The organism is Clostridium sp. FP1 (assembly GCF_011065975.2).
In the GTDB taxonomy this organism is placed as follows: Bacteria; Bacillota; Clostridia; order Clostridiales; family Clostridiaceae; genus Clostridium_AD; species Clostridium_AD tagluense.
In genome coordinates this window covers 1-22,358 of the sequence record NZ_JAAMNJ020000003.1, presented here as the reverse complement: position 1 = coordinate 22,358, position 22,358 = coordinate 1, and the positions used below count along the sequence as shown (strand labels likewise).

Genomic DNA, 22,358 nt, shown 5'->3' with positions numbered 1-22,358 from the left:
GTGAACCTCTCGGCTCATACGGCTCCCATTATTCGGCTGTTGGTAATATTCCCATTTTCCAGTGTGCAAACAAATTTCTATCTCTTTTCGCAATACATCCTAACCAATATTCTGCTCTTCGTCTGTGTTTTCTTTTCTTATACTTTCTTCGAACCCATTTGACTAAAGCATTATTGATATACCTTAATACTGCATACATTTCTGTTTTATAGAAATGTGTATAATAGTTTATCCAACCCTGTATCTTTTTGTTAAACATATTTGATATATCCCACAAATTTTTGTCTACCTTCAACTGTACTCTCCAACTTCTAACTTCTTTTCGGATTGATTTCTTTGCCTTGTCTGCTATCGCTGGTAAGAAACTTGTAAAATACTTTTCGTATTTACTCTTAGCACCTCTAGGCTTAAATGTATATCCTAGAAAATCAAATGATATATTTGGATAATCTCCCTTTCTATCATCATCTTTACAGTATACAATCTTTGTTTTATCAAGGTTCAGCTGTAATCCGTATTCTTCGAATCTTTCTTGCAAGCGTCTTTGTAGATATTTAGCCTGTTTTAGGGATACACAGTGTGTTACTGCATCATCTGCGTATCTTGCCCACGGAATTGTTTTGAATTCTTTTGTTATAAAGTCATCAAATACATAGTGTAGAAACAGATTCGCAAGTACCGAACTAATGACACCCCCTTGCGGGGTACCGGAAATTCTTGGAACTAATTCTCCATTTTCCATTTGAAATGGTGCAGTTAACCACCTTTGAATATATAGAATAATCCATTCTTCATTTGTATGTTTCTTTACCATTTTCATTAGAATGTCATGTCTGATATTATCGAATAGTCCCCTTATATCGAATTCAAGAACCCAATCTTTTCTCCAACACCTTTTTCTTGTGATTTCAACTGCTTGTATTGAAGATTTATTAGGTCTATATCCGTAAGAATCCTCATAAAACATAGTCTCCACTTCCGGCTCAAAATATAGTTTAACTACCGTCTGAGCAATTCTATCTTCAATAGTAGGTATTCCTAGTAATCTAGTCCCTCCACTTTTCTTTGGAATTGCCACAGCTCTTACAGGTTGGGGTATGTAACTTCCTGATGACATCCTATTCCAAACTTTGTATAAATTATTTTTCAAATTCTTTTCAAAATCTTCGATTGACTGTTCATCAACTCCATACGTTCCTTTGTTTGCTTTAACTTTCTCATAAGCTGTAACTACAGCTCTTTTAGAAATATTAAACGGCTTTGTTTCTGTCATAAGTTCCTCCTCCTTTTCAAAGTTGACTTATTTCTGAAACTGAATAACTCGAAGTCCTTCGCTCCACTTCCATTGCAGAAGTTTCTTCACTACTACGACTCAATCTGCCCCTATGCTTGCATCGATACTCTTTTCTCACAGTTCTTCTGCTTGAAATACTCTCTTAACATCAAGCCGTAGGTTCCCACGTTCCATACAAATGCCTGTACTAAATTCATGCCACCTTTATGCCGCCCACCGCCTAGCCAGTAAACAGGTTTCCTCTAGGCTTATCCCAAGTTAACGATCACCCCCTGGTTTTGATGGAATCTCTACGCTTTCGACATTTTCGTAAGTGGTTCACATGCTCATTCATCTCTTTAGTACATACTTGACAGATTACCTCTGCCTTTTCCTTAACGCTCAATACCATAACTTTTGATTACAGCACCTTAAGGTAGTTTGAAATCTCCACCTGCATGGCGATTTCGGAGGGCCCTCCTCCATCATCTGTATAGCATAGCTATATTAAGCCACTCGTGCGAGTTGCTTAATACGCTTTCGTGGCGCACGGTCATCTGCATATCGAGCAAAGCGATGACCTCTAGCCTCTAATACTTTGTCTAATTCATTTAGCATAACATTTCCAAGAAGCGGACTCAATGGTCCGCCTTGCATAACGCCCTCAATTGTTTCTTCAAAGGTGCCTCCTATTACTACTCCAGCCCTAAGATATTTATGGATAAGGGAGATTACTCTTCCATCCTTAATTGTCCTAGATAGGATTTCAATAAGTTTACTATGGTCGATTGTATCGAAGTACTTCTCTAAATCCATGTCTACTGCGTATGTATATCCTTCTTGGATATACTGTTGGCATTTTCCAATGGCTTGATGCGCACTTCGATTTGGTCTAAACCCGTAACTGCTATCTGAAAATTGAATTTCATACATAGGGCTTAAAATCTGAGCAATTGCTTGTTGAATAACTCTATCAACCGTAGTTGGTATTCCTAACTTTCTTTTCTTAATCCCATCTTCCTTAGATATTTCCACTCTCCGAGCGGGATTGAGACGGAATTTCCCGACCATGACTGATTGCTTCAAAGTAATCCAATTTTCATTGAGATAAGCACGAAGTTCATCGACTTTCATCCCATCTACTCCATGGCTTCCTTTATTTGAAATAACTCGTTTTAAGGCAACTCTTACGTTTTCCTTATCCATAATTTTCTCTAACAATCTGTCACTTACCACGAATCCATTGGTGATGTTGTTTTCAGTTATCTTTGAAGAAGCATACACTCCTGCATTGCTTTCATGTTCCGCACTATCCTCTTGCATAGAGTCTTCAAAATTAATTTGAAGTTGGCTGTATTTAATTTCTTCATTAGTAACCTTCATTTACTTTCACCTCCTAATGTTCAGTCCTTCCCAAATATCATTAACAATATCTGGTACTATGACCTCTGCTGACTTCTCATGATAAACCGTTTTCGACCATGCTTTGAAATTCATCTCTGCATGTCCATGAGATATCCCAGGGTAAGACAATTCACTTTCATTCCATGAACCCACATTCTTTACACCTATTCGTTCTATGTAGTTATTGGACTTTGTCTTGTTATGCAGACTCATCCACAAATAGTTTGCCTGAAAATGTTCGTATTCCTTGGGTCGGAACTTTGCCTAGGACTTCCTCCAGCTCACACCTCACGGTGGATACCTTGTCTTCAGCTAGTGGTTGGTAACTACAGACCCCCACAGTGGACTTTCACCACCTAGTTAATTGCCATGCCTGGCACACATAAAAAAATCTCTCCACAAAAAGTGAAGAGATTCAATACGAACCAAATAATACCTTCTTCACTCGTTGAGTTTTAGCACTGTAAAGCGTAGAACATATGCATTCATATTCTCTATGAATGTTGTCAGCTACATTAAGTAAAACCTTAATCCGGTAGTACCTGCTGACCCATTGGCGTCTCTCGACGTTTCTGGGCAGTAGCATGTTTCTATACAGTAACCTCACCTAACAAGAATATTAAATTGTTATTCTCAATTAGTTTTAATCTTATGCTATTATACTATGCGCAAAGCTAAAGTGTGTCAATGATTTTTTTAATTTACATTATCAACTCATAGTATCAATTGATAAACATTATCAACCATTTGTACAGAGCCCTTATATCTTTCCATTCACTTTCACTCTTGACATCAAAATCTATTATTGCATTTAATTAATATTAAAAATACTTTTTATTTCAAATTTTACTAAAAATTTTAATTGTACTAATTTGTGCATCAAAATAACAAAATCAATAAAATGTAAATTAAATACTTTGAATGTCATTGTAACCCATAACCGTCAATATGCTAATATACCTTTTTGGCGGTTAAGTTAAAAACACCCAAAATATAAATAATATAGCTAGACCACTTTCCATGTTTTTCGATTTTCTAACTAAGAATTTAGTAGTTATTTCTAATTTATACATAACTCAGAATGCTATCGCATAATTTCATGTAAAAAAAACCAGTATATAAAAAAATTATACTGGGTTTGTAAACAACCTGAAAATCAGATGTTTTTTTACTAATATACACTATTTTATTTATCCTTTATCCTTAATACTGAACTCTTATTTATAAACTGTTCCTTCAAAATTTCCTCCTATATTATTTATGAAATATTTCTGTTTTAAATATTATTTTCATTCTCCACAATCTGACTCTGATCTAACTTTGTAATAATAAGAAAAATAACAATTCCCAAAATTGCTGTTAGGAAAATTGCACTAGTGCCTACTGTCCCTAATGCAAGACCACCATCAGCATAAGGCTGTGATAAGAAGTCCCCAAGAGAAGCGCCAAGAGGACGGGTCAAGACGTAGGCTATCCAAAAGGACAGTACTGCATTAAGCTTAAGGCGTTTATGGGCAAATGTCACTACAGCGATTAACGCAGCAAACATGAACGCTGACTTGAAGTAACCAAATTTGAGCCCCTCTGCGATGAGGTCACCAGCAGCAGTACCCAAGGCAAATGTGAACAAAATGGCAGACCAATAGAACGCTTCCCGCTTAGTCGTAAAGATGCTGTGAACGGATAGGGTCTTCTCCTTCGCATACCAAGCCACAAAGGTAACTAGCAATGCAATGAAAAAGATAATAGTGGTCGTTTCCAGAGGGACCCCAAAGTTGTCCACAAGGTTGTCTGTGACAAGTGTACCGACTATACTTATCAGTACTACAGCAAACCAGTAAATTCCAGCCACATATTTCCTCGCCTTGAACTGAAAAATCAATGTAATAATCAGGATGCCACTCATTATAAATGTCGTAATTGTTAAGCCCAAGTTCAAGTTTGTGTTAAGAAAATCTGCGGCTGTCTCCCCAACGGTTGTCGCTAAAACCTTAATGATCCAGAAGAAAATTGTGATTTCCGGAACCTTGTTGAGCATTTGCCTGCTTTTGGATTGAACGGATACGACTTCATCAGAAATAGTTGAATTTTTTATGGTATTATCTTTATTCACAATAACCCCTCCTTAATTTTTGCTATTTTGGTATATATAACAAATGACTAGACTCTTAAAAAGGGTGAGCTATACATATAATTTTATATTTTTTCTAATTATTATAAGACAATATCAAAAATGTAACCTTTTGGTACATTTAAATTTAAATTCCTTAATAAAGTAAATCCATTTTTATATGTTGTTGTAAGGTTTTCTGTTTTAATCAAAATTTTGCTCATGTCATTAATCTTCGTTGTATAATTATTTAAGCCTTAATATTGTAGCTATTTTCTTTTCAACTATTTCATATAGATGCTCGACTTTACTTCTTAATTTCAAATTATAAATGTAGCTTGTTGCAAAAACAATTATATATGCTCCTATAATATCAATAGGATAGTGGTGTCCAACATACACTCTTGAAAAACTTACAATTATTGATAATATTGTCATTATTACTCCAAGTATTCTATTGTATTTTCCTAACCCTAAAGCTATACTCATTGTTCCCGTAGCATGGTTACTTGGAAAGGATGAAGCTGTATCGTGAGGCAATAATAAATTCACCTTATTATGAACAAAAGGTCTGTCTACATAAAATATACTTCTAATGATTAAATTTATAATTAAATTTATAACTGTTATAACAACAGTACTAAAAGCAATTTTTCTATATTCATATTTTTTTTGTTTAATTCCTAAAATAAATACTATTACAATAACTGCCATGAATATATAAGGTACATATTGGGAAAAGAAAATCATTGTCTTATCTAAAATCATGTTTTTATTTGCTAAATTATTTATTGGCCTAAAAAATTCCATATTCATTTTTAACTATCCCTTCTATAATATATTTTAATAAAAAATAGCAACCTTTGTCACATAGCCTTCCTATAAAATTATAAAGATTAATTTAGATGATAATATTCCAATTATAGCTCCTGCTATAACCTCTGTCTGGATAATGAACAGATTTCATTACAATTTACATTATAGATATTTAAGATTAAATTCACATTAAAAAACTCTTAGATTTGTCTTAAAAAATTTCTCTATATTTTAAAACTTAAGTAAGTATCACAAAAAACGAATGTAAGGTTTTACTCAAATTATACGAGTATTATTTGTGATTGTTTGGCGTAATAATTTTTCGAAAATCTTCTTCAAAAACTTTACACATATTTCGTTTAAACGTTGATCTAATGCCTGATTCTCTCGCGACTTCTTCAATCTCGCCTTTTGAAAAACAGAGTTTAAGCTCATCTGCAAAAAGCTTTATATCTCCATCGAATTTCAATTTTAATTTGTTCAACAACAGATCTTGAAAAGGATTCATAAGAATATTTATCTAAATTTTTATTAGGCCTTTTGAAGACAATTTTGTTAGTTTTTATACTATTAGTTGCATCATCGTATTCCTTTTTAGAAATTGATTTAGTTTCATACATTTTAGATAATACTGATTTGGTTTTATTTAGATATACATCTGGATTTTTTTTAGCAGGGTTTGCAAATGGATAAAATCCAGAAGGACTTTGAGCCATACCTGCAATAAAGGCACTTTCTACTAAGGTTAAATCCTTTGAAGTTTTGCTAAAATATTGGTGTGCTGCTGCTTCAACACCATGAGCAGTACCACCTAGGAAAATAGTATTCATGTAAGCTTCTAGGATATCGTCCTTTGACATTGATTTCTCGAGTTCTATAGCGAGGTACGCTTCTTGTATTTTTCTTTTGTAATCAATTCTGTTATTTAACGAATCATTTAAGAAAACACTGTTCTTTATTAATTGTTGGGTTATAGTGGAGGCACCTTGAGTACTTTTATTACCATGAGAAAGTTTGTTTTGAACGTCCACAAGCACAGCTCTAGTAATCCCTTTAAAATCTACTCCTCCATGAGTGCGAAATCGTTGATCCTCTATTGCTATGAAAGCTGGGCCTAAATATGGAGATTTATCCTTTAATAACACATTGGTTCTTTTTACAACTTGACCATTTCCTTCTGTGGTAATGGCATCATCCATCGAATTTCCTTTATCATCATAAATTACAGATGTTTGCTTTAAATTTAAAATTTGATTAATATCTAAAGGTGGTGTTGTCTTGATAATTGCAAGAACCGCACCAGCACCAGCCACAATTGAAATAACTAAAATTAATATTATAGTTAGAATAATAATTTTAGTTATTTTATGTGTTTTTTTAACTTTCTTTTTATCTTCTGTTTGTTCCATATACGGTTCTCCTTTATGATATATTCGACTAAAAGTGTTATAACTCATATCTATAGGACTTTGTTGTGATTTTTGAAAAACCACATCATAAAATAAGTGTAGCTTTCACCATTAGAGCAACTTATTAAATCTACAATTATATATAATTTTCAAGATTATATAATCAGTTTAATTGAAAGGGGTTTTCACTAAATCTCTGTCACTTAGTGATGCAATTCCATCATTATATAATTGAAGTAATTTACCTTTGTAAGTTGTTTCTTTCCTTGTCTGTAGTTCTGTTACATTACTTTTAATGTTATCATTTATATAAACCTTCCCGCTGGCTGTAATAAATAAATGATCTTTGCTTACTGGTATATTTAACGGAAGTGACTGCCAATTACCATTCAATGTACCAATATATATCTTATTAATGCTATTGTTGCTATCCATACCTCCAATATACACCTTGTCATTATTGTCTATCCCTAGTAGGCATGATTTTGTGGAACCAATGAAGCTCAAAGCATGATCATCTCCAGTTGCATAAACTACGCTATTGTTTAAGTCTTCATATAACATTTTATCTTCATGGGGTATTACTTCTATATTCCCTATATATTTTGATTTAGTAATAATTTTCTTTCTAGATTTCATTATATTTACCCAATATATAGAATTGTTCTTATAACTATTTCTTACTTTTATGTAAATTACATTTGTAAGAGGTGCTGCTTCAATATCCTTTACTTTAGATGCTGAACTGACCATTAAAATATCAGTTATTTTACTTCTTTGTGAACCAGTAACATCATAATATGATAATGAAAGATTTCTATTTTCCGTTTCTACAATAAGCATTCTATTTCTATCCGGGAGCCATTTATAAAAAGATATTTTAACTCCATTAGAGGAACTTACATTAACACTCTTACCTGTTATAGTATTAACTACATATAGCTCATCATTTAAATAATAGGAAATATAACTTGCATCATAAGAAACATTTATGGTGGTAGCATTACTGGGTACATTAGCTTTAGAAACAGAAGCCTTATTACTTGTACTTGAGTCTCCTACCTTTTGAGATTTTACATTAGTATCTGAAGTTAAAAAATAGTTGTTCAAATAGAAAAGTCCACCAAATTGTATGATTAATGAAATCATAATGCATATTATAATATTTTTATATACTTTTTTCATAATTACTCTCCTATCAGTTAAGGCTTAACAATAAAAGCGGATGGAACTGCTCTTTCGCCAAGTGCATTGCAAGGGTTATTAATAATGCTACCATTATTGTACATTGTAGTTGATGAACCACCATCCAAATTCGATGCGCTATATGCTCCATATTTAAGCATTATATTTTGTACATCTTTAAGTGAGGCTCCAAGACTTTTAGTTGTTCTTCCATTAATGGCAAGTAATATTATAGCGCCATCCGTGCGCTGTCCAATTGCTGTCCTTGGTGCAATTCCCCAACCTCCATCTCCAGAACTTATTGTTCCTTTACCATCAACTACCAGTGCAGGACCAAAAGATACTGCATCGGTTACGGAAAGCCTCTTCAATTCATTCAAACTGTAAGGTCCTACAAGAAGTTGTGCTTTTTTTGTAATTGCTGTAACATCAAGCTTTTTATCAGGATTTGTTATATCATTAAATTTTATAATTCCATTACTCATAATAAGACCCGTTGGTTTTCCTCCCGTACCAGTGAATTGCGTATTAGTTGAGGATGAGTCAGAAAAACCTCCTGCATTAATAGCTGCTACAGCACCATTATCCTGTGCAATCTGACTTGTTAGTTCTCCCTCCGTTCCCAGTTTATTACTATAGCCAACTTTAACTCTTGTTGGGTCTTTAATAATAAGTAGATAACCTGTAAACTTTATTCCATTTGAAATATTATATCTTTCAACACTATTGTCATGGGTATTGGCAAACTTGATAAGGTTATTAGTGCCTTGCTGCACAATTTTAACTATATCTTCGCTTCGAATTTTTTGTATCTCCGCATCAGATAAAAACATCTTTGCAATCCACTGGTGGCTAAGAGTAGTCATTGAAGCATCTACAATAGTTTTTTTTACATTAGTAAATGGTCCATGAAATATAATTAATGGAGCAGTAACTCCAGTAAATATTAATCCAAAAATTAGATAAAATATAAAGTTTTTTAGTTTGTGATTTTTTTTTCGTCTTGATATATTATTTGAACCCATTTTCTCCTCCTATATTTTCCGGAATTTTATTGTATAATATTAAATGATTTAATAAAATTAACTGTTTATTGATAAATTATAATGTATGTTATACTTATAGAAGATTACTATTCCATTTACTATGCAGTACGCGGTAGCAACCCTGGTACTACCCCTATATTGTTCGTTTCATCCCCACTATGTTATTATTCTTATCTTTAAAGTACACATTTAAACCGCCTATGCCTATGCCTATAAACTTTAAATCTTTATTATATAAGTTTTCCTATTTTTATATTATACATTTGTAAGATTAAAACCAGATTAAAAAGAGCTTAAATTTATAGTTTTTCATTATCTATTAAAAAATCATAGAACTTAAATTATGCTAAAATTTTATCATTATCGATAAAAATCCTATGCCATAATTCAAGTGTTATTAGGAGCCAAATCTGCCTGCCTTTATTGATTTTCTATATTTCTGTGCTGAAAAAATTAGTCTAGTTAATTCATGTATTATAACTACTTCAAAAGTCCAATAAATAAGCGTTAATGCAATGGCTACTAGTAACCATAAAACATTGATTACTCTAAGAACATTTATCAATTAACTCAACCCATTTTGGTATAAGAAAAAGTATAGAAATGTTACTGAAGATAATATAACTACTGCTATATTAAGTATTTTATTTTTCATCAAACTCTCCTAACTAATTTAACATTTATTCTACAAAACCAATTATAACAACGGAAAGAATTAAAATAGATACTGTCATACCTATAGATCTATTACTTACATTAACAATTGAATTAAATGTATTTGCTATTTTACTATAAATTTCTTTACTAACTTCATTCAAATAAAACTTATATTTGATTAGGATATAAATTGCTATTGCCATTAGAAAAATAGCTACACCGCCTCTTACCAAAAAAGCTGTTATTAATCCATGATATTTCTCCCAATTTGCTCCAAATAAAGACCCTAATGAAATAAAGGTACTTGTCCATATGATAGCTCCTACATAAGAATATAATGCGAACTTTTTATGGGAAATCTTGGTTATTCCTGAAAAATATCCTGTAATATGCCTAACACCAGGAATAAAATATGTTACAACTAACAATTTATTACCGTATTTTTCAAACCATACAGATACTTTATCTAAGTTCTTTTTATCCATATGAACATAGTGACCATACTTTTCAAAGAATGGTGTACCTAAAATTCCACCAATGAAATACGATAAGGTAACCCCTATAATGGCTCCAATTGAGGCCACAAAAACGCTTAAAATCCAGCTCATTTTACCTTGATTAACAAGGACCCCACAGTAAGTCAGCATGGCCTCTCCTGGCAAAGGTAAGGCTATAAGCTCTAATATTAAAGATATAGGTAAAACAATATTTCCATAGTTATTTAATAATCCAATTATATGTTGCATAATTTTCAACTCCAATTTTTAATTTGACTTAGCACTTTTTATTTAGCTATTTCTCATTATCTATTAGGAATATTAAAACTAGATTAAGATCAGATTATTTTTAGAATAATAAAAAAGATATGTGGCATTCTATAACAGTTTTTATAATTATAGCTATAGTTACATTTATGCCCTCACAGATTTTAGAAAATGTAATTGGCCATAAATCGCTGATATAAGTGAAAAACCCACTAAATACCTACATACTTTTTCTACCTTATTTTCATTTTGAAAATAATTTTGTAAAAAAACGCTTATACATAGATATATAAAGAAAACAAAAGATAAAGCAATTGACATAAAACTATAATTTACAACACCTACTATCAAAGACCAGATAAATAGTAAGCATAGCCCTATATTCCAGTGATTTTTGTATATGTTCACTTTTCTAAACAACACCATATAAGTCATATATATAGCTGGTATTATGTTCGTATAAGGGGAGATTTGTTTGCTTTATCAAATAAATGAATTATTATTTCACTGCACATAAGACCTAAAACTATACCCGCCAAAACATCAGTAGGATAATGTACGTATAAATATAATCTTGAAAATCCTATTAAAGATGCTAACCCTAAAAATCCAAATGCATAACGTTTAATATATTTTGCTAATACTCCTGCCACTGCGAATGAGGAAGTCGTATGTCCTGACGGGAATGAATAGGATAAAGGCTTTGCAATTAAAAGGTTCCATGCTGGTATATTTTCTGATGGCCTTATACGCTTAACTACATTTTTCAATATTTCTTCTCCTAAAATTGTACTTAGTATTAAGGCTCCTAAAGCCATAAACCCTATTTTTCTATATTTTTTATTAATCATAAGTATCGCTATTATTATAACCCATATGATTCCTCCATTACCCAAGTATGTTGATATAACCATGCTTTTATCCATAATAATTCCATGCATATTATCTTTTATATACAATAATATTGAGCTATCAAATCTCTGTACTAATGATATCATTTTCATCATTCCCCTTTTTTTCTCTTTTCTTTAATATATATGTCTATAAGCATTCCCCTAATTTATATAGCATATATTAAAAATATTAAAAACAGATTAAAAAAGTCTTAGATTTTACTTAAAAATTAAAAACTAAAAATAAAAAAAACACCTAGATAACAGACAAATCTGAAATCTAGATGTTTAATATTTATATTGAAATAGCACCAATTTTAATTAAAATCAGCAATGCTATACCAATAATTATTATATAAATAGCGAAAACCTTCATAGGTTTTTTCTTTAAATAAGAAACAAATTTTTCAACCACAATTAGTGCCACTAAAAATGCAGTTACAAACCCAATAAACAAAATAATAATTTCCCCACTACTAAAATTCATTCCACTTTTAAATAGTGTTAATGCTGTAGCACCAAACATAGTTGGTATTGCTAAAAAGAATGAAAACTCCGTTGCAGCAACTGTAGAAACACCACTAATCCAACCTCCCATTATTGTAGATGCAGACCTAGACATTCCTGGCCATAGTGCAAAGCATTGAAAGCAACCTATTTTAAATGCCTGCTTGATACTTATTTTCTCGACACTTTTTGTTTTATCCACAGTCCTAAATTTATTTTCTATAATAATCATGAGAATTCCACCAACTACTAATGCCAAAGCTACAGTGCCTGGATTAAAAAGATATTTATCTATTTTATCATTTAGAATAAACCCAAAGACTGCAGCAGGTATAAATGCAACTATAATATTAGTCCAAAATTTTATACCTGAGGGTTTTGCCTTAAAAAACTCCACAACTGAACTCCATATTTTATTCCAATATAAAACTATAATTGCAAGAATAGCACCTAATTGAATGACTACCTCAAAACTATTTGCAAATGCCCCTTTAAAATTAATAATATTTCCCACAATTATCATATGTCCAGTAGATGAAATAGGAATAAATTCTGTTATCCCTTCTACTATAGCTATTATTATAGCCTTAAAAACTAATATAATGTTCAAATCCATGTAATATACACTCCTTATAACAATAATTTATAAATTTTTTACCTTATGATATATTCAATCAATAAATAAATATAACTACGGCGCCTAAAACGCATCGATGTACAGCAAATATTTGAAATCCCCTTGTTTTTAATTTAAATCAACTGAAAATTTTAAAAGGGACGAGCTTTTCAATATATCCTTCTTGCAAAATAATAAAAATTATTTTAGAACACAACACCCCAATTATAGATCCTGCTATAACATCCGTAGGGTAGTGAACACATAAGTATAGTCTTGATAAAGCTATTAATAATGCTACTGACATGAATATAAATTTATATTGTGTAAAATACATAGACAGCATTTCTGCGACTGAAAATGATGATAGCGTATGTCCAGAAGGAAAGGAATAAGATGTTGGCTTTGAAATGAGCAAACTAAAATTATCTTGCTTATTACAAGGCCTAACCCGTCTTACTATATGTTTAACTATCCCTTCACCTAGAATTGTACTTATAATTAATGTTAAAAATATTGAAATTCCAATTACTCTATATAATTTTCCTAATATTAAAGGGATAGCTATTATAATCCAAACAATTCCCAAATTTCCTATAAAGGACATTATTCGCATTATAATATCTAAATACTTATTTTGTAAATACTTTTGAATAAGAACTAGACTATAGTTATCAAATTCATTTATTTTTTCACCGATATGAGCATACACCGTACCACCTCTTTCTTTTAGATGTTAGAATCGGTAACAGGAACAGATAGAGGCTGATACAATTAAATACCATGATGACCATTTATACAGTTTTGCAAGGAAGAATGAGCGATTAAGATTTCCTTATGCTCCACAACCTCTTACTCCTAATGATGATGAAACTAACGGACAATATGAACTAAAACTCTTCGAGTTTAATAGAAGAAAAGATTATATAGAAGGTATGCACACAAATTCAAAATATACTTCTATAGCACACTATTGGCTTATTAAAGAAATGATAAACTGTAACAAATGGAACTTCGTATCTGATGAAGATAGTGCTATTATAGACGCTGTAATGAGAGTTTTTACACAATCTATAAGAGATAAGCAATCTCATTATTTTCTATGTAAATTGAACCGTAATTTAAGTAAGAAAGAGGCTTATACTCTATTTACAGAGGAAATGAAAGCATTTAAAAGATGGGTTAGAGATAATGGCAAGAAAGGACTTTCTTCCTATGAAATACAAAAACAGATGATAGCAGAATAATTGGCTTATCATAGTCTTTATGACTATGTAGTTAAAGATGGGAAGAGTTATCCCAAATGGGGCAAAAATCCAATAGAACATCCTATGCCTTCTATTGATGAAGGTGTCCGATATGTAGATTGTATAACTGATTTATCAGATAAATCTCCAAGTGAAATTGCAGACTATTTGGCAAGAGTAAATAGCCATTCAATAAATGCTTTCTTTAATCAGATAAGAAGAAGTATTTCTATCCTTGAAAGACCACTTGTTACAGCAAGAGGCGAGGGGAAAAGTTATATTTACTCTAACTACAATCCCAAGTATGCTCAATATGCCATAACCATTTTAAGGACATTTTATAACTTCTGTTGGACTTTCAAGAGTGGTAATGGTGATGTGCTAACTCCTGCACAGAGAATAGGCATTACTAATAAGCAGTTCCAGTATAATGATATAATATATTTTTCTTAATGCTCTTAATATATTGGTATTTGGTGGATAAATGGTATAAAATATAAATATACACTTGTATAAAAATGCAAATTTATTAAAGTCTTTTTAAAGGAGAAAAGAGCGATGGATATTATTAAGGGACAGAAACAAGACCTATCAGACATTCTTGATATAATTTCTAAATGTATAAAATATATGGAGAGTCAAGGCATATACCAGTGGAATAAATTTTATCCAAATTCAGATATTATAGAAAATGATATTAAGAGTGAGGATTGTTACGTTTTAAAGGATAATGGAAAATGTGTAGCATACGTTGCAATAAATGAAGAACAATCCCCAGAATACAGTCAAATAAACTGGTTTACTGATGGAAGAAAGGTATTAGTTATTCATAGATTGTCTGTTCATCCTGAATTTCAGAGAAAAGGTATTGCAAAAGAAATATTAAAATTTATTGAGGATTTCGCTACTAAAAATAACTATTCATGTATTAGATTAGACGCTTATAGTGGAAATGAAAAAGCACTTAAACTATATGAGAATTTTGGTTATAAAAAAGTGGGACAGTTATATTTTCCACGAAGAGACCTTCCTTTCTATTGCTATGAGAAACATATTTAAAACTTTTAATATACAATATTCTTATATTGTTCATTAAGTCTAAATAATTAAATGTAAAAAACTATGCTAAATTATTTAATTAGCATAGTTTTTTTGTTGCAAAAGTTATTGTAAAAATCATTGTATTTTTTCTATTTGCACCCCTAAAGTAAACCCGTTATTGGAATTATCTTGTTTTTTTACAATCAAAATATTAAATATTGCAGCAATAGTTATTATTATTATTAAAATAATTTTTTTTAAAAAGCATTTTATTTCCATCCATATCATTTAAGTTTGAGTATACAATATCAAAAAACAAATTATAATCCCGGATTATTCATGAACTCAAATTCTATTTGTTTTCATTATAAAAATCGTGTGCACTTCATAGCAATCACACAAAATGATTAAATTCATATATTTACAACTAGAAAGGTATAGACTTCACCAATTTATTTTAATATATTATTGCTCCGCTTTAATTAAATCACCTGTTAGTTCATCAGACATGTTAAATCTATTATTAACCAATAGATTTCATAATAATACTATACATACATATTTAGACGTGATAACTGTATGCCTTGTGTATATCAATTAAGAGTATAAGGAAAGGAATTGCGTTGGCTGCATCCCCAGAATAATAAACTTGACTTTTCATGCCATTTGACAGGTATTTTTCGGTATTCTACCAAACAAATTTTTTGTATAATATAGAAAATACAAGCTACAAGGTCACACATTCAAAAATATCCAATCAGCGTAAAACAAATACCTCGTATCAGAAAGATACGAGGTATTATTTGCATTATTCAACATCAATAAATGCTGTTCCGTACATACCGGTAGGCATAAATAATGTACCAACAACGGCACCAGCACTATCTTTTACGTTGACATTTACTGTATAGTAGCCTGTAGATTTAGGAGTATAAAAGACTGGACTACTAGAATTATACTGGGAAATATATTCTATTGTACCTGGACCGTAACCCTTTTCATTTTGGTGCATTACAACAATTTGATACTGATAACTACCGCTCCCACCGTTAGCATTAATCCAAAGTATTAAAGAATTACCAGATGGAAGGGTACCAATTGTACCCTTCGCACCTACGTTAGAAGTTATACTAGAAATACTGAGTGCAGATGTAGCCAAACTATGCATAGCTGTAGAAGTAGAATTAGGGGTTGGAAGTGTAGTACCTATTGTAGTTGCAGCAAATGTTGGTACGACGGTTGAGCATAGTATAGAGACTGTAGTTACCATTGAAATAAGTAATTTTGAATTCATAATAAACATTACCTCCGTTTTTTTTTTTGAAAAAGTTATTCGTTCTGTAAATAAAATTAAAATAGGTAATTTTTACATTAAATATAACCCCGTTTTTCTATAGGCAATATTATAAAAAATCACTATTTAACTCAATAAGTTTAAATGAAGAACAATTAAAACTTGTTTTTAAGAGATGATGTAACAAAATATTTACTCTATAACACATATATTCTATAAAAATCCTCAAATACCTTTTTTTATATAAAATTTATTTAAAAATGTTAATGATGGAGGGTTATAATTTGTAAATTATTGTATAATAGGTAAAAAATATATATTCAGATATATCAATTCCTTCACTTATAATTTTGGGAACGTTAAATTCCTTTATTGTAAAATTTGAATTATTTAAGAAAAACATATTATCATTTAGTGATTAAACCCTAGATATATCAATGATTTAAACTGATAATATATACTCTTTTGTATATTAATTCTAAGTCCGAATATTCAAACATTAATGCTCAGTTGTAAATAATTGGATTAACGTTGTGAATTTACGCTTTGCGAGCACTACCCATGCTTGGTAACTTAATGAGAATATTTTATTTTTAATACATCTCTTTTGTGGTTTTTTTTAAAAGCAAATTCTCTTAAGTTTTGTGGAGATTGTCCTTCAGAACATTCACTGTAGTAATACTTTCAATAATAGCCATCATGTCCTTCGTCAAGTTTTGAACAATTTTTACACATAAAATCCCTACTTTAGTTACCGCACAATATTCTCATAGTGTGCGGTAAGAATTTTTATAATGTATGAGTAAATCTTGTATACGTAATAAAAAATGAGAACACATATGCGTACAGAATAACATTTCTTTGCTTAACTATCCATGATAAAAATATATTTGGGTTACATTCACATAATGTTTTTTATTTTTTAACTAGTCGCAATATATTGCATGACAATCACTCATTTACCATTAAGTCACCTTACCCATATTTTAAGTGATGCAAAAAATAGATTGGTACATATTTGCTTTAAGTGAAATAAATATAGGATTTCAAAGCCTTCAAGAAAAAATAGATACTACTACCAGTGGTAGTAAATTAATATTTCATATATTTGCCTCCCTTGCTGAGTTTGAACGAGATATTATAATAGAAAGAACAAATGCTGGACTTAAAGCTGCAAGAGCTAGAGGAAGAATTGGTGGAAGACCAAAGTTAATGGATACTAAAAAGATTTCTATGGCAAAATCTCTAGTTAATGATTCCAATAATTCTATAAAAGATATTTGCGAAACTTTAAATGTTTCTAGGGCTACTCTTTATCGTTATTTAAAGGAAAGTAATGAATTAGAAATGAACTTAAAATAATAATTACGTTGAATATATATAACGTGTCAACTGCCAACTTCCCTAAAGGGATAGTTGTTTATGAGTGAAAATTCATAAGTTAGTTGAATAGCCTAAGTATTAAATATTAGGTATTGGAAATACTTTAGGGTATGTAGGATGCTCTAACTTATAAAAGCTCTCCAGGGCCATCCTAATAGGTTTTAAGATTATATTATAAAACAGTGTTTATAAGGTAATAATTGATTATCTGTGAAATTCATATACCATATCACTATTTATGTTTAACATAGTCAAATAAATAATATAGAAAAGAAAAGGATAGAGAAAGGAATAAGGTAGTTTCTTTAAGTACTCATTCCTTATATACAGGGATTAGAATAAACAAAAATTAAAAAGAACAGGTATTAAGACAAATCAAGTAGCCCTGAAATCAAGATATATCAATATGACTTACAGTATCTAAAAAGGAAAAACTTTCTTATTAACATTATAGCGTTCAAATTGTGTAGCATTTATGTCACTATGGGGGAGATTTTATATATTTCATGGGTTAAAAATTTATTGGATATAATTGTTTTTTTAAATAAATAATTATATATTATATAATGTGGATTCTTTTTTTCTAATTACCATATGTACAAAACAACGTATAAATAAAATAAGAGATGAAGCTTAAAAAATTAGCTTCATCTCTTATAAATTAGGGAAATCTATTGATAAAAATGACGTTTTTCTTAAAAAATCACGATTTACCTAAAAAAGGGTACAACAAAAAGACCTTCTAAACAATGTTTAATTTTCCGCCTTCTGAATAAAAGTTGCAAATTAACTGACGAACATATGCTCCAAAACTTCTAATAGTTTCTTTTATTGAAAATGCTTTTACGCAAAAAGATTTAACAATATCTATGCCATACTCAAAACCCATTGAAACCAAATCTTCTATGTCTATAGATAGCTTGTCCTTTATAACTTCCTGAGTGATAGTTGCTACACCTGAGAACTTTTCACTTATTGCTCCAATAATTTCAGTCTCAAATACAATAGTGCTTTCTTTCTTTATTGTTTTTCCATCAAGAGATCTATCTATGTCTACAATAAAAACATTATCTTCTTCTTTCCATGTGAAAATATGCTTACTTAGAGAGCTAAAGGTGTCTATTATTTTAGTAATAGCTTTACGCGTATAAATATAAGAAGGAAGCAATGTTTTTATCTCCTTAGTAGAAAATTTTGTGGCACGATTAACAATACTATTCATGTCATAATTTATAATTGCTGGTATAGCTAGTCTTAAAGCATTTACATTTTTTAACTCCATTAATAAAGAAAGCATATAATTGGACATAACTATATATCCACCACCATTTTTTTGGTGTTGTTCTTTATATTTGCTAATTATTATACTTAATTCACCTTTTTCTCTTGGAAATATAGAAATAAAACCTATTTTTGATAATAAGATATTATTGTTTTCTACTGTTTTTTCAGTACAACCAATGACACTGGCTATTTGCTTTTTACTAATACTTTTTATTATTCCATTGCTATCACAAAATGAGTATAAAGTTAGCATTTGCTTTATTTGATTAAGAGATAATCTTATTTTATTCTTGTAATCAATTTTTATTTTAGTTATAAATGAATGAATATTACCACTAAGAGACCTTGGAGTAAACTTACCTTTTGCGTTAAGTATAGGTCCACTAAAACTATTAAAGTTAATAATTCTTTTTATTATCGGCTTCACAACATGAGCTTTTGGACAGAAACTAGCACAGTATGTTTTTGCATGTTCATCTTCTGAATTATAAAACATACAGCTTTCGCCAGTACACTCACTTAAAGTAACATATTCTACTTTAATTGTAGGAATCGGCTCGGTTATTTGCTTTAGAATCTGCTTTCCAATATTAAATATAATTTTATTTACACTACTCGCCATGTTGTTACACCTCCTTTGTATTTTAAACTATAATATACTTTTGTAGTTTTGTCTAATTGACCACTCAGTACGTTAAAACCGTTACAGTAGGCCTTCAAGTCAGTAAATTCAAGGGTTCTAAAATAGTACCACTCAGTATGGAATTTTAGGCACAATGCCTGAAGAGCGCTATTTTGCTATGGTTTTATTTTTTGCAGGATACATTTCACCAAATAATCATAAGTTTTAAGAAAGTACAGACCACTCAGTATCGATATATCGTGACACAGACCACTCAGTATCGATATATCGTGACACAGACCACTCAGTATTGCAAATCTGTTACGATAACATGATTTTTATAAAAATATTTGAAGAATTTGTCGAAAAAAAATAATTATTTTTTTATTTTTTGATTAAAAAGCGGTTTAAATTATGTAATTAGGTAAAAAAAAACAAATACGGACCACTCAGTATGACAAATTCTTGATAAAGACCACTCAGTATTGCAAATCCGTGACACAGACCACTCAGTATGGCAAATTCGTGACAACAATGCAAATATAATTCACTAAATCATTATTATATAAAAGAGATAGGTTATAAATAAGCGTAAAAAAATAACCTCTAATAAATAGAAGTTAATTTTCTAATGGTAATAAATCTGACTTAGCTATATTATTAGCAAAGTTTTTAATTTCTATTGTATTCAAATTATAATAAACTACTTGGAAAGCATCTGAGACTTGAGTAAATGATTTAATAATAATATGATTTTTCTGCAGTTCTTCCAGCAAGGCTTTTATAGTTGGCAAATTTCTTTTTTTTCGCTTATCACTCATTCTAAATTTTAGCTGGAAAAAGTAATAAGGTAATAAATCTTCTGTTATATTTTTGCCTTCACCATAAAACTTCATTCTCCTACCTTGAATAGCGCAAACAAGAGACAATGCTTCAGAAGAAATATCATTTATCTTATCGCCATAAATATTTAATGTTTGCTTCTCCATTAATTCACTAACTATTATGTCACTAACAAAGATAGTTGCTGAAGTATTCTTTTTGTTAGTGTTACCTATGGCCTTTTCGTTAAGATATACTTCAGAAAAAATTCTGGATATAAACCCACTTTGGCCTTTAACAATGTATTGCATTTGTATGTTAGCCATTTTTACAATACTGGATTTAACAGTTTCATAATTTTTTGCACCGGTAGTTAAAAATACATTCTTTACAATATCAGAAATATCAACTATTATTTTTCTAGTTTCAAAAAAATCAGCCTTTTTCTGAGATAAAATATAAATAAATATTAATCTATCCAAAGCGTTAAAATGTTTAAAAGCATGTTGTAGACTGTTTTTTTGTACATAGTTTATATCTACATATGTGCTAATTTGCGTATCGTTATATTTTTGGGTGTTATAGTAATACTGCTCTTCTTGTTTATTATCATTATGTGCGGTGATGCAGGCCATTGTATCTAGAGAAACCTTTCTACGTCCACTAATGTCAACTGGAAGGTCACTCACTGAAATTGGCATTGAAATTGAATTGTTTAAATACATATTTTTTTTGATGTAATGAAGAGCAACCCAATTAAAATCAGATTGAAATGATTGAAGGAGTTGTCTTTGAGTTTTTCGTTCTAAATATTCAAACTCTACAAAATAGGAATTATCATCTTTTCTCCAACACAGTAACTTATCATCCGTAAGCTGTTGTAATTTGGTCATATCTTGTTTTAGTTCATCTAAATTATTAGCTTTATAAATCAACTTGAATGCTGCAATATCACTATTATAAACAGTAGATGCTTGTTCTTGAATTTTATCCAATAAATTATAACCGTTTTTAAACTCAAGTTCTATCCATCTCTTTTTTGTGATTCTGCGACTTCTGGTAAGCAGCTGCAGCAGTTGGTCTGCATTATATTCAACTGCGTTATTCAAATTAACTTTATTAAATAACTCATATGATATATCGCTAACAAAAGACATATAATCTCTATCATCAGAAATTAATTCAGTATATTTTTCAATGTATTTATTTTTTATATTTAAGGCTGCTTCATTTATTAAATCCATAAGGCCTTTTATTAAAATCACCTCTTCCTCGTTTGATTATACTAGTTCTACCTTTATGTTTACCAGAACTATTCTCGATTAGGTTTAAACCTGCAAGTTTCTGGATTTGGCTTGGATGTATGAATCTTTTTATGTCACCTACTTCAGCAATGAATCCAGCAGCAGTGATCATTCCCACAGCTTTCTTTATCTCTTGTTAACATTTCATTTTGGGTGCTTTTACCTTACACGCCAAAAAGGTATATTAGTATTAAGTAACATTCAATTTATGATTCACATTATCAACCTAAGATTAGGTTACACTGCCAGTATAACTATGTCAATTCTTTATTCAATAACATAGTTAAAAATATGGAAATGACATAGTTACACTTTTGAAGCAACTCATATCAATATCTATAGCCTGTCCTAAACAAGTAAACAACAGCAAGTAAGCCCGTTGTTGTTGTTTACTTTAAAATTCATATGTAATTTAAAAAATATTAAATTAACTATGAAAAAGACATAGTTAATACCTTTAAATCCAGTATACTTAATAATATTTTTTTATTATGTTTTTTTTTAATATGTGCTTGTTACCGTAGTTGCATTCGTGTCTGTACACGGTGACGTGTACGTGCCCGTGGCTGTATTTGAGATTATAGAACATTAGCACTCTCCAGCATCTTAACTTTAATATCATCTTCAATTCGTCTCCTATACAGGTCATGGGATGGTGTTCCTATTTCATATTTTTCAAGT

20 protein-coding genes, 1 pseudogene and 1 riboswitch are annotated in these 22,358 nt (G+C 30.4%); of the genes and pseudogenes, 4 read left to right on the top strand and 17 right to left on the bottom strand.

Annotated features, from left to right (window positions below; translation table 11 throughout):
- Positions 1-28: 28 nt before the first annotated feature.
- From ltrA to G9F70_RS25745, 13 genes are all read right to left on the bottom strand, one after another.
- Entirely contained in the window at positions 29-1,273 is a 1,245-nt protein-coding gene (gene ltrA / locus G9F70_RS25805) for a group II intron reverse transcriptase/maturase (protein ID WP_224617366.1), read from the bottom strand.
- Positions 1,274-1,780: 507 nt separating this feature from the next.
- A complete protein-coding gene (locus G9F70_RS25800) occupies positions 1,781-2,656 on the bottom strand; it encodes a reverse transcriptase domain-containing protein (protein WP_164947548.1) in 876 nt (291 codons plus the stop codon).
- Positions 2,657-2,662: 6 nt separating this feature from the next.
- Positions 2,663-2,830 (bottom strand): hypothetical protein, encoded by a 168-nt coding sequence (locus G9F70_RS25795; protein WP_164947549.1) that lies wholly within the window; start codon positions 2,828-2,830, stop codon positions 2,663-2,665.
- A 279-nt stretch (positions 2,831-3,109) separates the two neighbouring features.
- Positions 3,110-3,299, bottom strand: a riboswitch (M-box (ykoK) riboswitch).
- Between the two features lie 654 nt (positions 3,300-3,953).
- Positions 3,954-4,790 carry a hypothetical protein gene (locus G9F70_RS25790; protein WP_224617950.1) on the bottom strand — a complete coding sequence of 279 codons (837 nt, stop codon included), beginning with the start codon at positions 4,788-4,790 and terminating at the stop codon, positions 3,954-3,956.
- Positions 4,791-5,033: 243 nt separating this feature from the next.
- Positions 5,034-5,603 (bottom strand): phosphatase PAP2 family protein, encoded by a 570-nt coding sequence (locus tag G9F70_RS25785; protein WP_164947550.1) that lies wholly within the window; start codon positions 5,601-5,603, stop codon positions 5,034-5,036.
- A gap of 431 nt (positions 5,604-6,034) precedes the next feature.
- Complete coding sequence (locus tag G9F70_RS25780; RefSeq protein WP_164947551.1) at positions 6,035-7,012, bottom strand: transglycosylase domain-containing protein; 978 nt, start codon at positions 7,010-7,012, stop codon at positions 6,035-6,037.
- Positions 7,013-7,180: 168 nt separating this feature from the next.
- Complete coding sequence (locus G9F70_RS25775; RefSeq protein ID WP_164947552.1) at positions 7,181-8,197, bottom strand: hypothetical protein; 1,017 nt, start codon at positions 8,195-8,197, stop codon at positions 7,181-7,183.
- A 17-nt stretch (positions 8,198-8,214) separates the two neighbouring features.
- The gene (locus tag G9F70_RS25770) at positions 8,215-9,222 is read right to left on the bottom strand and encodes a phosphodiester glycosidase family protein (RefSeq protein ID WP_164947553.1); all 1,008 of its coding nucleotides are present in this window, start codon (positions 9,220-9,222) and stop codon (positions 8,215-8,217) included.
- Positions 9,223-9,640: 418 nt separating this feature from the next.
- On the bottom strand, positions 9,641-9,808 hold the full coding sequence (locus G9F70_RS25765; RefSeq protein ID WP_164947554.1) for a hypothetical protein: 168 nt from the start codon (positions 9,806-9,808) through the stop codon (positions 9,641-9,643).
- A gap of 115 nt (positions 9,809-9,923) precedes the next feature.
- Entirely contained in the window at positions 9,924-10,646 is a 723-nt protein-coding gene (locus tag G9F70_RS25760; RefSeq protein ID WP_164947555.1) for a DedA family protein, read from the bottom strand.
- A gap of 467 nt (positions 10,647-11,113) precedes the next feature.
- Complete coding sequence (locus G9F70_RS25755; RefSeq protein ID WP_164947556.1) at positions 11,114-11,662, bottom strand: phosphatase PAP2 family protein; 549 nt, start codon at positions 11,660-11,662, stop codon at positions 11,114-11,116.
- A 190-nt stretch (positions 11,663-11,852) separates the two neighbouring features.
- A complete protein-coding gene (locus G9F70_RS25750) occupies positions 11,853-12,680 on the bottom strand; it encodes an undecaprenyl-diphosphate phosphatase (protein ID WP_164947557.1) in 828 nt (275 codons plus the stop codon).
- Between the two features lie 139 nt (positions 12,681-12,819).
- Positions 12,820-13,392 (bottom strand): phosphatase PAP2 family protein, encoded by a 573-nt coding sequence (locus tag G9F70_RS25745; RefSeq protein WP_164947558.1) that lies wholly within the window; start codon positions 13,390-13,392, stop codon positions 12,820-12,822.
- A gap of 223 nt (positions 13,393-13,615) precedes the next feature.
- Here G9F70_RS25745 and G9F70_RS25740 point away from each other — a divergent pair, with 223 nt between their 5' ends.
- The 3 genes from G9F70_RS25740 (at position 13,616) to G9F70_RS25730 (ending at position 14,986) form a co-directional block, all read left to right on the top strand.
- Positions 13,616-13,927: a hypothetical protein gene (locus G9F70_RS25740; RefSeq protein ID WP_164947559.1), complete on the top strand. Its 312-nt coding sequence runs from the start codon at positions 13,616-13,618 to the stop codon at positions 13,925-13,927.
- Positions 13,928-14,380, top strand: a complete 453-nt coding sequence (locus G9F70_RS25735; protein WP_164947560.1) for a hypothetical protein — start codon at positions 13,928-13,930, stop codon at positions 14,378-14,380. It abuts the gene before it with no gap.
- 105 nt (positions 14,381-14,485) lie between these two features.
- Positions 14,486-14,986: a GNAT family N-acetyltransferase gene (locus G9F70_RS25730; RefSeq protein WP_164947561.1), complete on the top strand. Its 501-nt coding sequence runs from the start codon at positions 14,486-14,488 to the stop codon at positions 14,984-14,986.
- A 790-nt stretch (positions 14,987-15,776) separates the two neighbouring features.
- On the opposite strand, the gene G9F70_RS25725 is transcribed toward G9F70_RS25730, so the two are convergent.
- Positions 15,777-16,262 (bottom strand): hypothetical protein, encoded by a 486-nt coding sequence (locus tag G9F70_RS25725; RefSeq protein ID WP_164947562.1) that lies wholly within the window; start codon positions 16,260-16,262, stop codon positions 15,777-15,779.
- Between the two features lie 993 nt (positions 16,263-17,255).
- Here G9F70_RS25725 and G9F70_RS25720 point away from each other — a divergent pair.
- Positions 17,256-17,624, top strand: a complete 369-nt coding sequence (locus G9F70_RS25720) for a recombinase family protein (protein ID WP_164947563.1) — start codon at positions 17,256-17,258, stop codon at positions 17,622-17,624.
- A 763-nt stretch (positions 17,625-18,387) separates the two neighbouring features.
- Here G9F70_RS25720 and G9F70_RS25715 read toward each other — a convergent pair.
- From G9F70_RS25715 to G9F70_RS25705, 3 genes and pseudogenes are all read right to left on the bottom strand, one after another.
- Entirely contained in the window at positions 18,388-19,551 is a 1,164-nt protein-coding gene (locus G9F70_RS25715) for a hypothetical protein (RefSeq protein WP_164947564.1), read from the bottom strand.
- Between the two features lie 620 nt (positions 19,552-20,171).
- Positions 20,172-21,617 carry a hypothetical protein gene (locus G9F70_RS25710; protein WP_224617948.1) on the bottom strand — a complete coding sequence of 482 codons (1,446 nt, stop codon included), beginning with the start codon at positions 21,615-21,617 and terminating at the stop codon, positions 20,172-20,174.
- Positions 21,618-21,636: 19 nt separating this feature from the next.
- Positions 21,637-21,801, bottom strand: a pseudogene (locus G9F70_RS25705) (IS110 family transposase); the annotation flags it as partial.
- Positions 21,802-22,358 lie beyond the last annotated feature (557 nt).

Bases quoted from the DNA above. Each gene is read 5' to 3' on its own strand.
- G9F70_RS25780 (WP_164947551.1), bottom strand. From the start codon at position 7,012: ATGGAACAAACAGAAGATAAAAAGAAAGTTAAAAAAACACATAAAATA.
- G9F70_RS25720 (WP_164947563.1), top strand. From the start codon at position 17,256: ATGCAAAAAATAGATTGGTACATATTTGCTTTAAGTGAAATAAATATA.
- G9F70_RS25785 (WP_164947550.1), bottom strand. From the start codon at position 5,603: ATGAATATGGAATTTTTTAGGCCAATAAATAATTTAGCAAATAAAAAC.
- G9F70_RS25740 (WP_164947559.1), top strand. From the start codon at position 13,616: ATGCACACAAATTCAAAATATACTTCTATAGCACACTATTGGCTTATT.
- G9F70_RS25715 (WP_164947564.1), bottom strand. From the start codon at position 19,551: ATGGCGAGTAGTGTAAATAAAATTATATTTAATATTGGAAAGCAGATT.
- G9F70_RS25760 (WP_164947555.1), bottom strand. From the start codon at position 10,646: ATGCAACATATAATTGGATTATTAAATAACTATGGAAATATTGTTTTA.
- G9F70_RS25730 (WP_164947561.1), top strand. From the start codon at position 14,486: ATGGATATTATTAAGGGACAGAAACAAGACCTATCAGACATTCTTGAT.
- ltrA (WP_224617366.1), bottom strand. From the start codon at position 1,273: ATGACAGAAACAAAGCCGTTTAATATTTCTAAAAGAGCTGTAGTTACA.
- G9F70_RS25775 (WP_164947552.1), bottom strand. From the start codon at position 8,197: ATGAAAAAAGTATATAAAAATATTATAATATGCATTATGATTTCATTA.
- G9F70_RS25770 (WP_164947553.1), bottom strand. From the start codon at position 9,222: ATGGGTTCAAATAATATATCAAGACGAAAAAAAAATCACAAACTAAAA.
- G9F70_RS25755 (WP_164947556.1), bottom strand. From the start codon at position 11,662: ATGATATCATTAGTACAGAGATTTGATAGCTCAATATTATTGTATATA.
- G9F70_RS25750 (WP_164947557.1), bottom strand. From the start codon at position 12,680: ATGGATTTGAACATTATATTAGTTTTTAAGGCTATAATAATAGCTATA.
- G9F70_RS25725 (WP_164947562.1), bottom strand. From the start codon at position 16,262: ATGAATTCAAAATTACTTATTTCAATGGTAACTACAGTCTCTATACTA.
- G9F70_RS25800 (WP_164947548.1), bottom strand. From the start codon at position 2,656: ATGAAGGTTACTAATGAAGAAATTAAATACAGCCAACTTCAAATTAAT.
- G9F70_RS25710 (WP_224617948.1), bottom strand. From the start codon at position 21,617: ATGGATTTAATAAATGAAGCAGCCTTAAATATAAAAAATAAATACATT.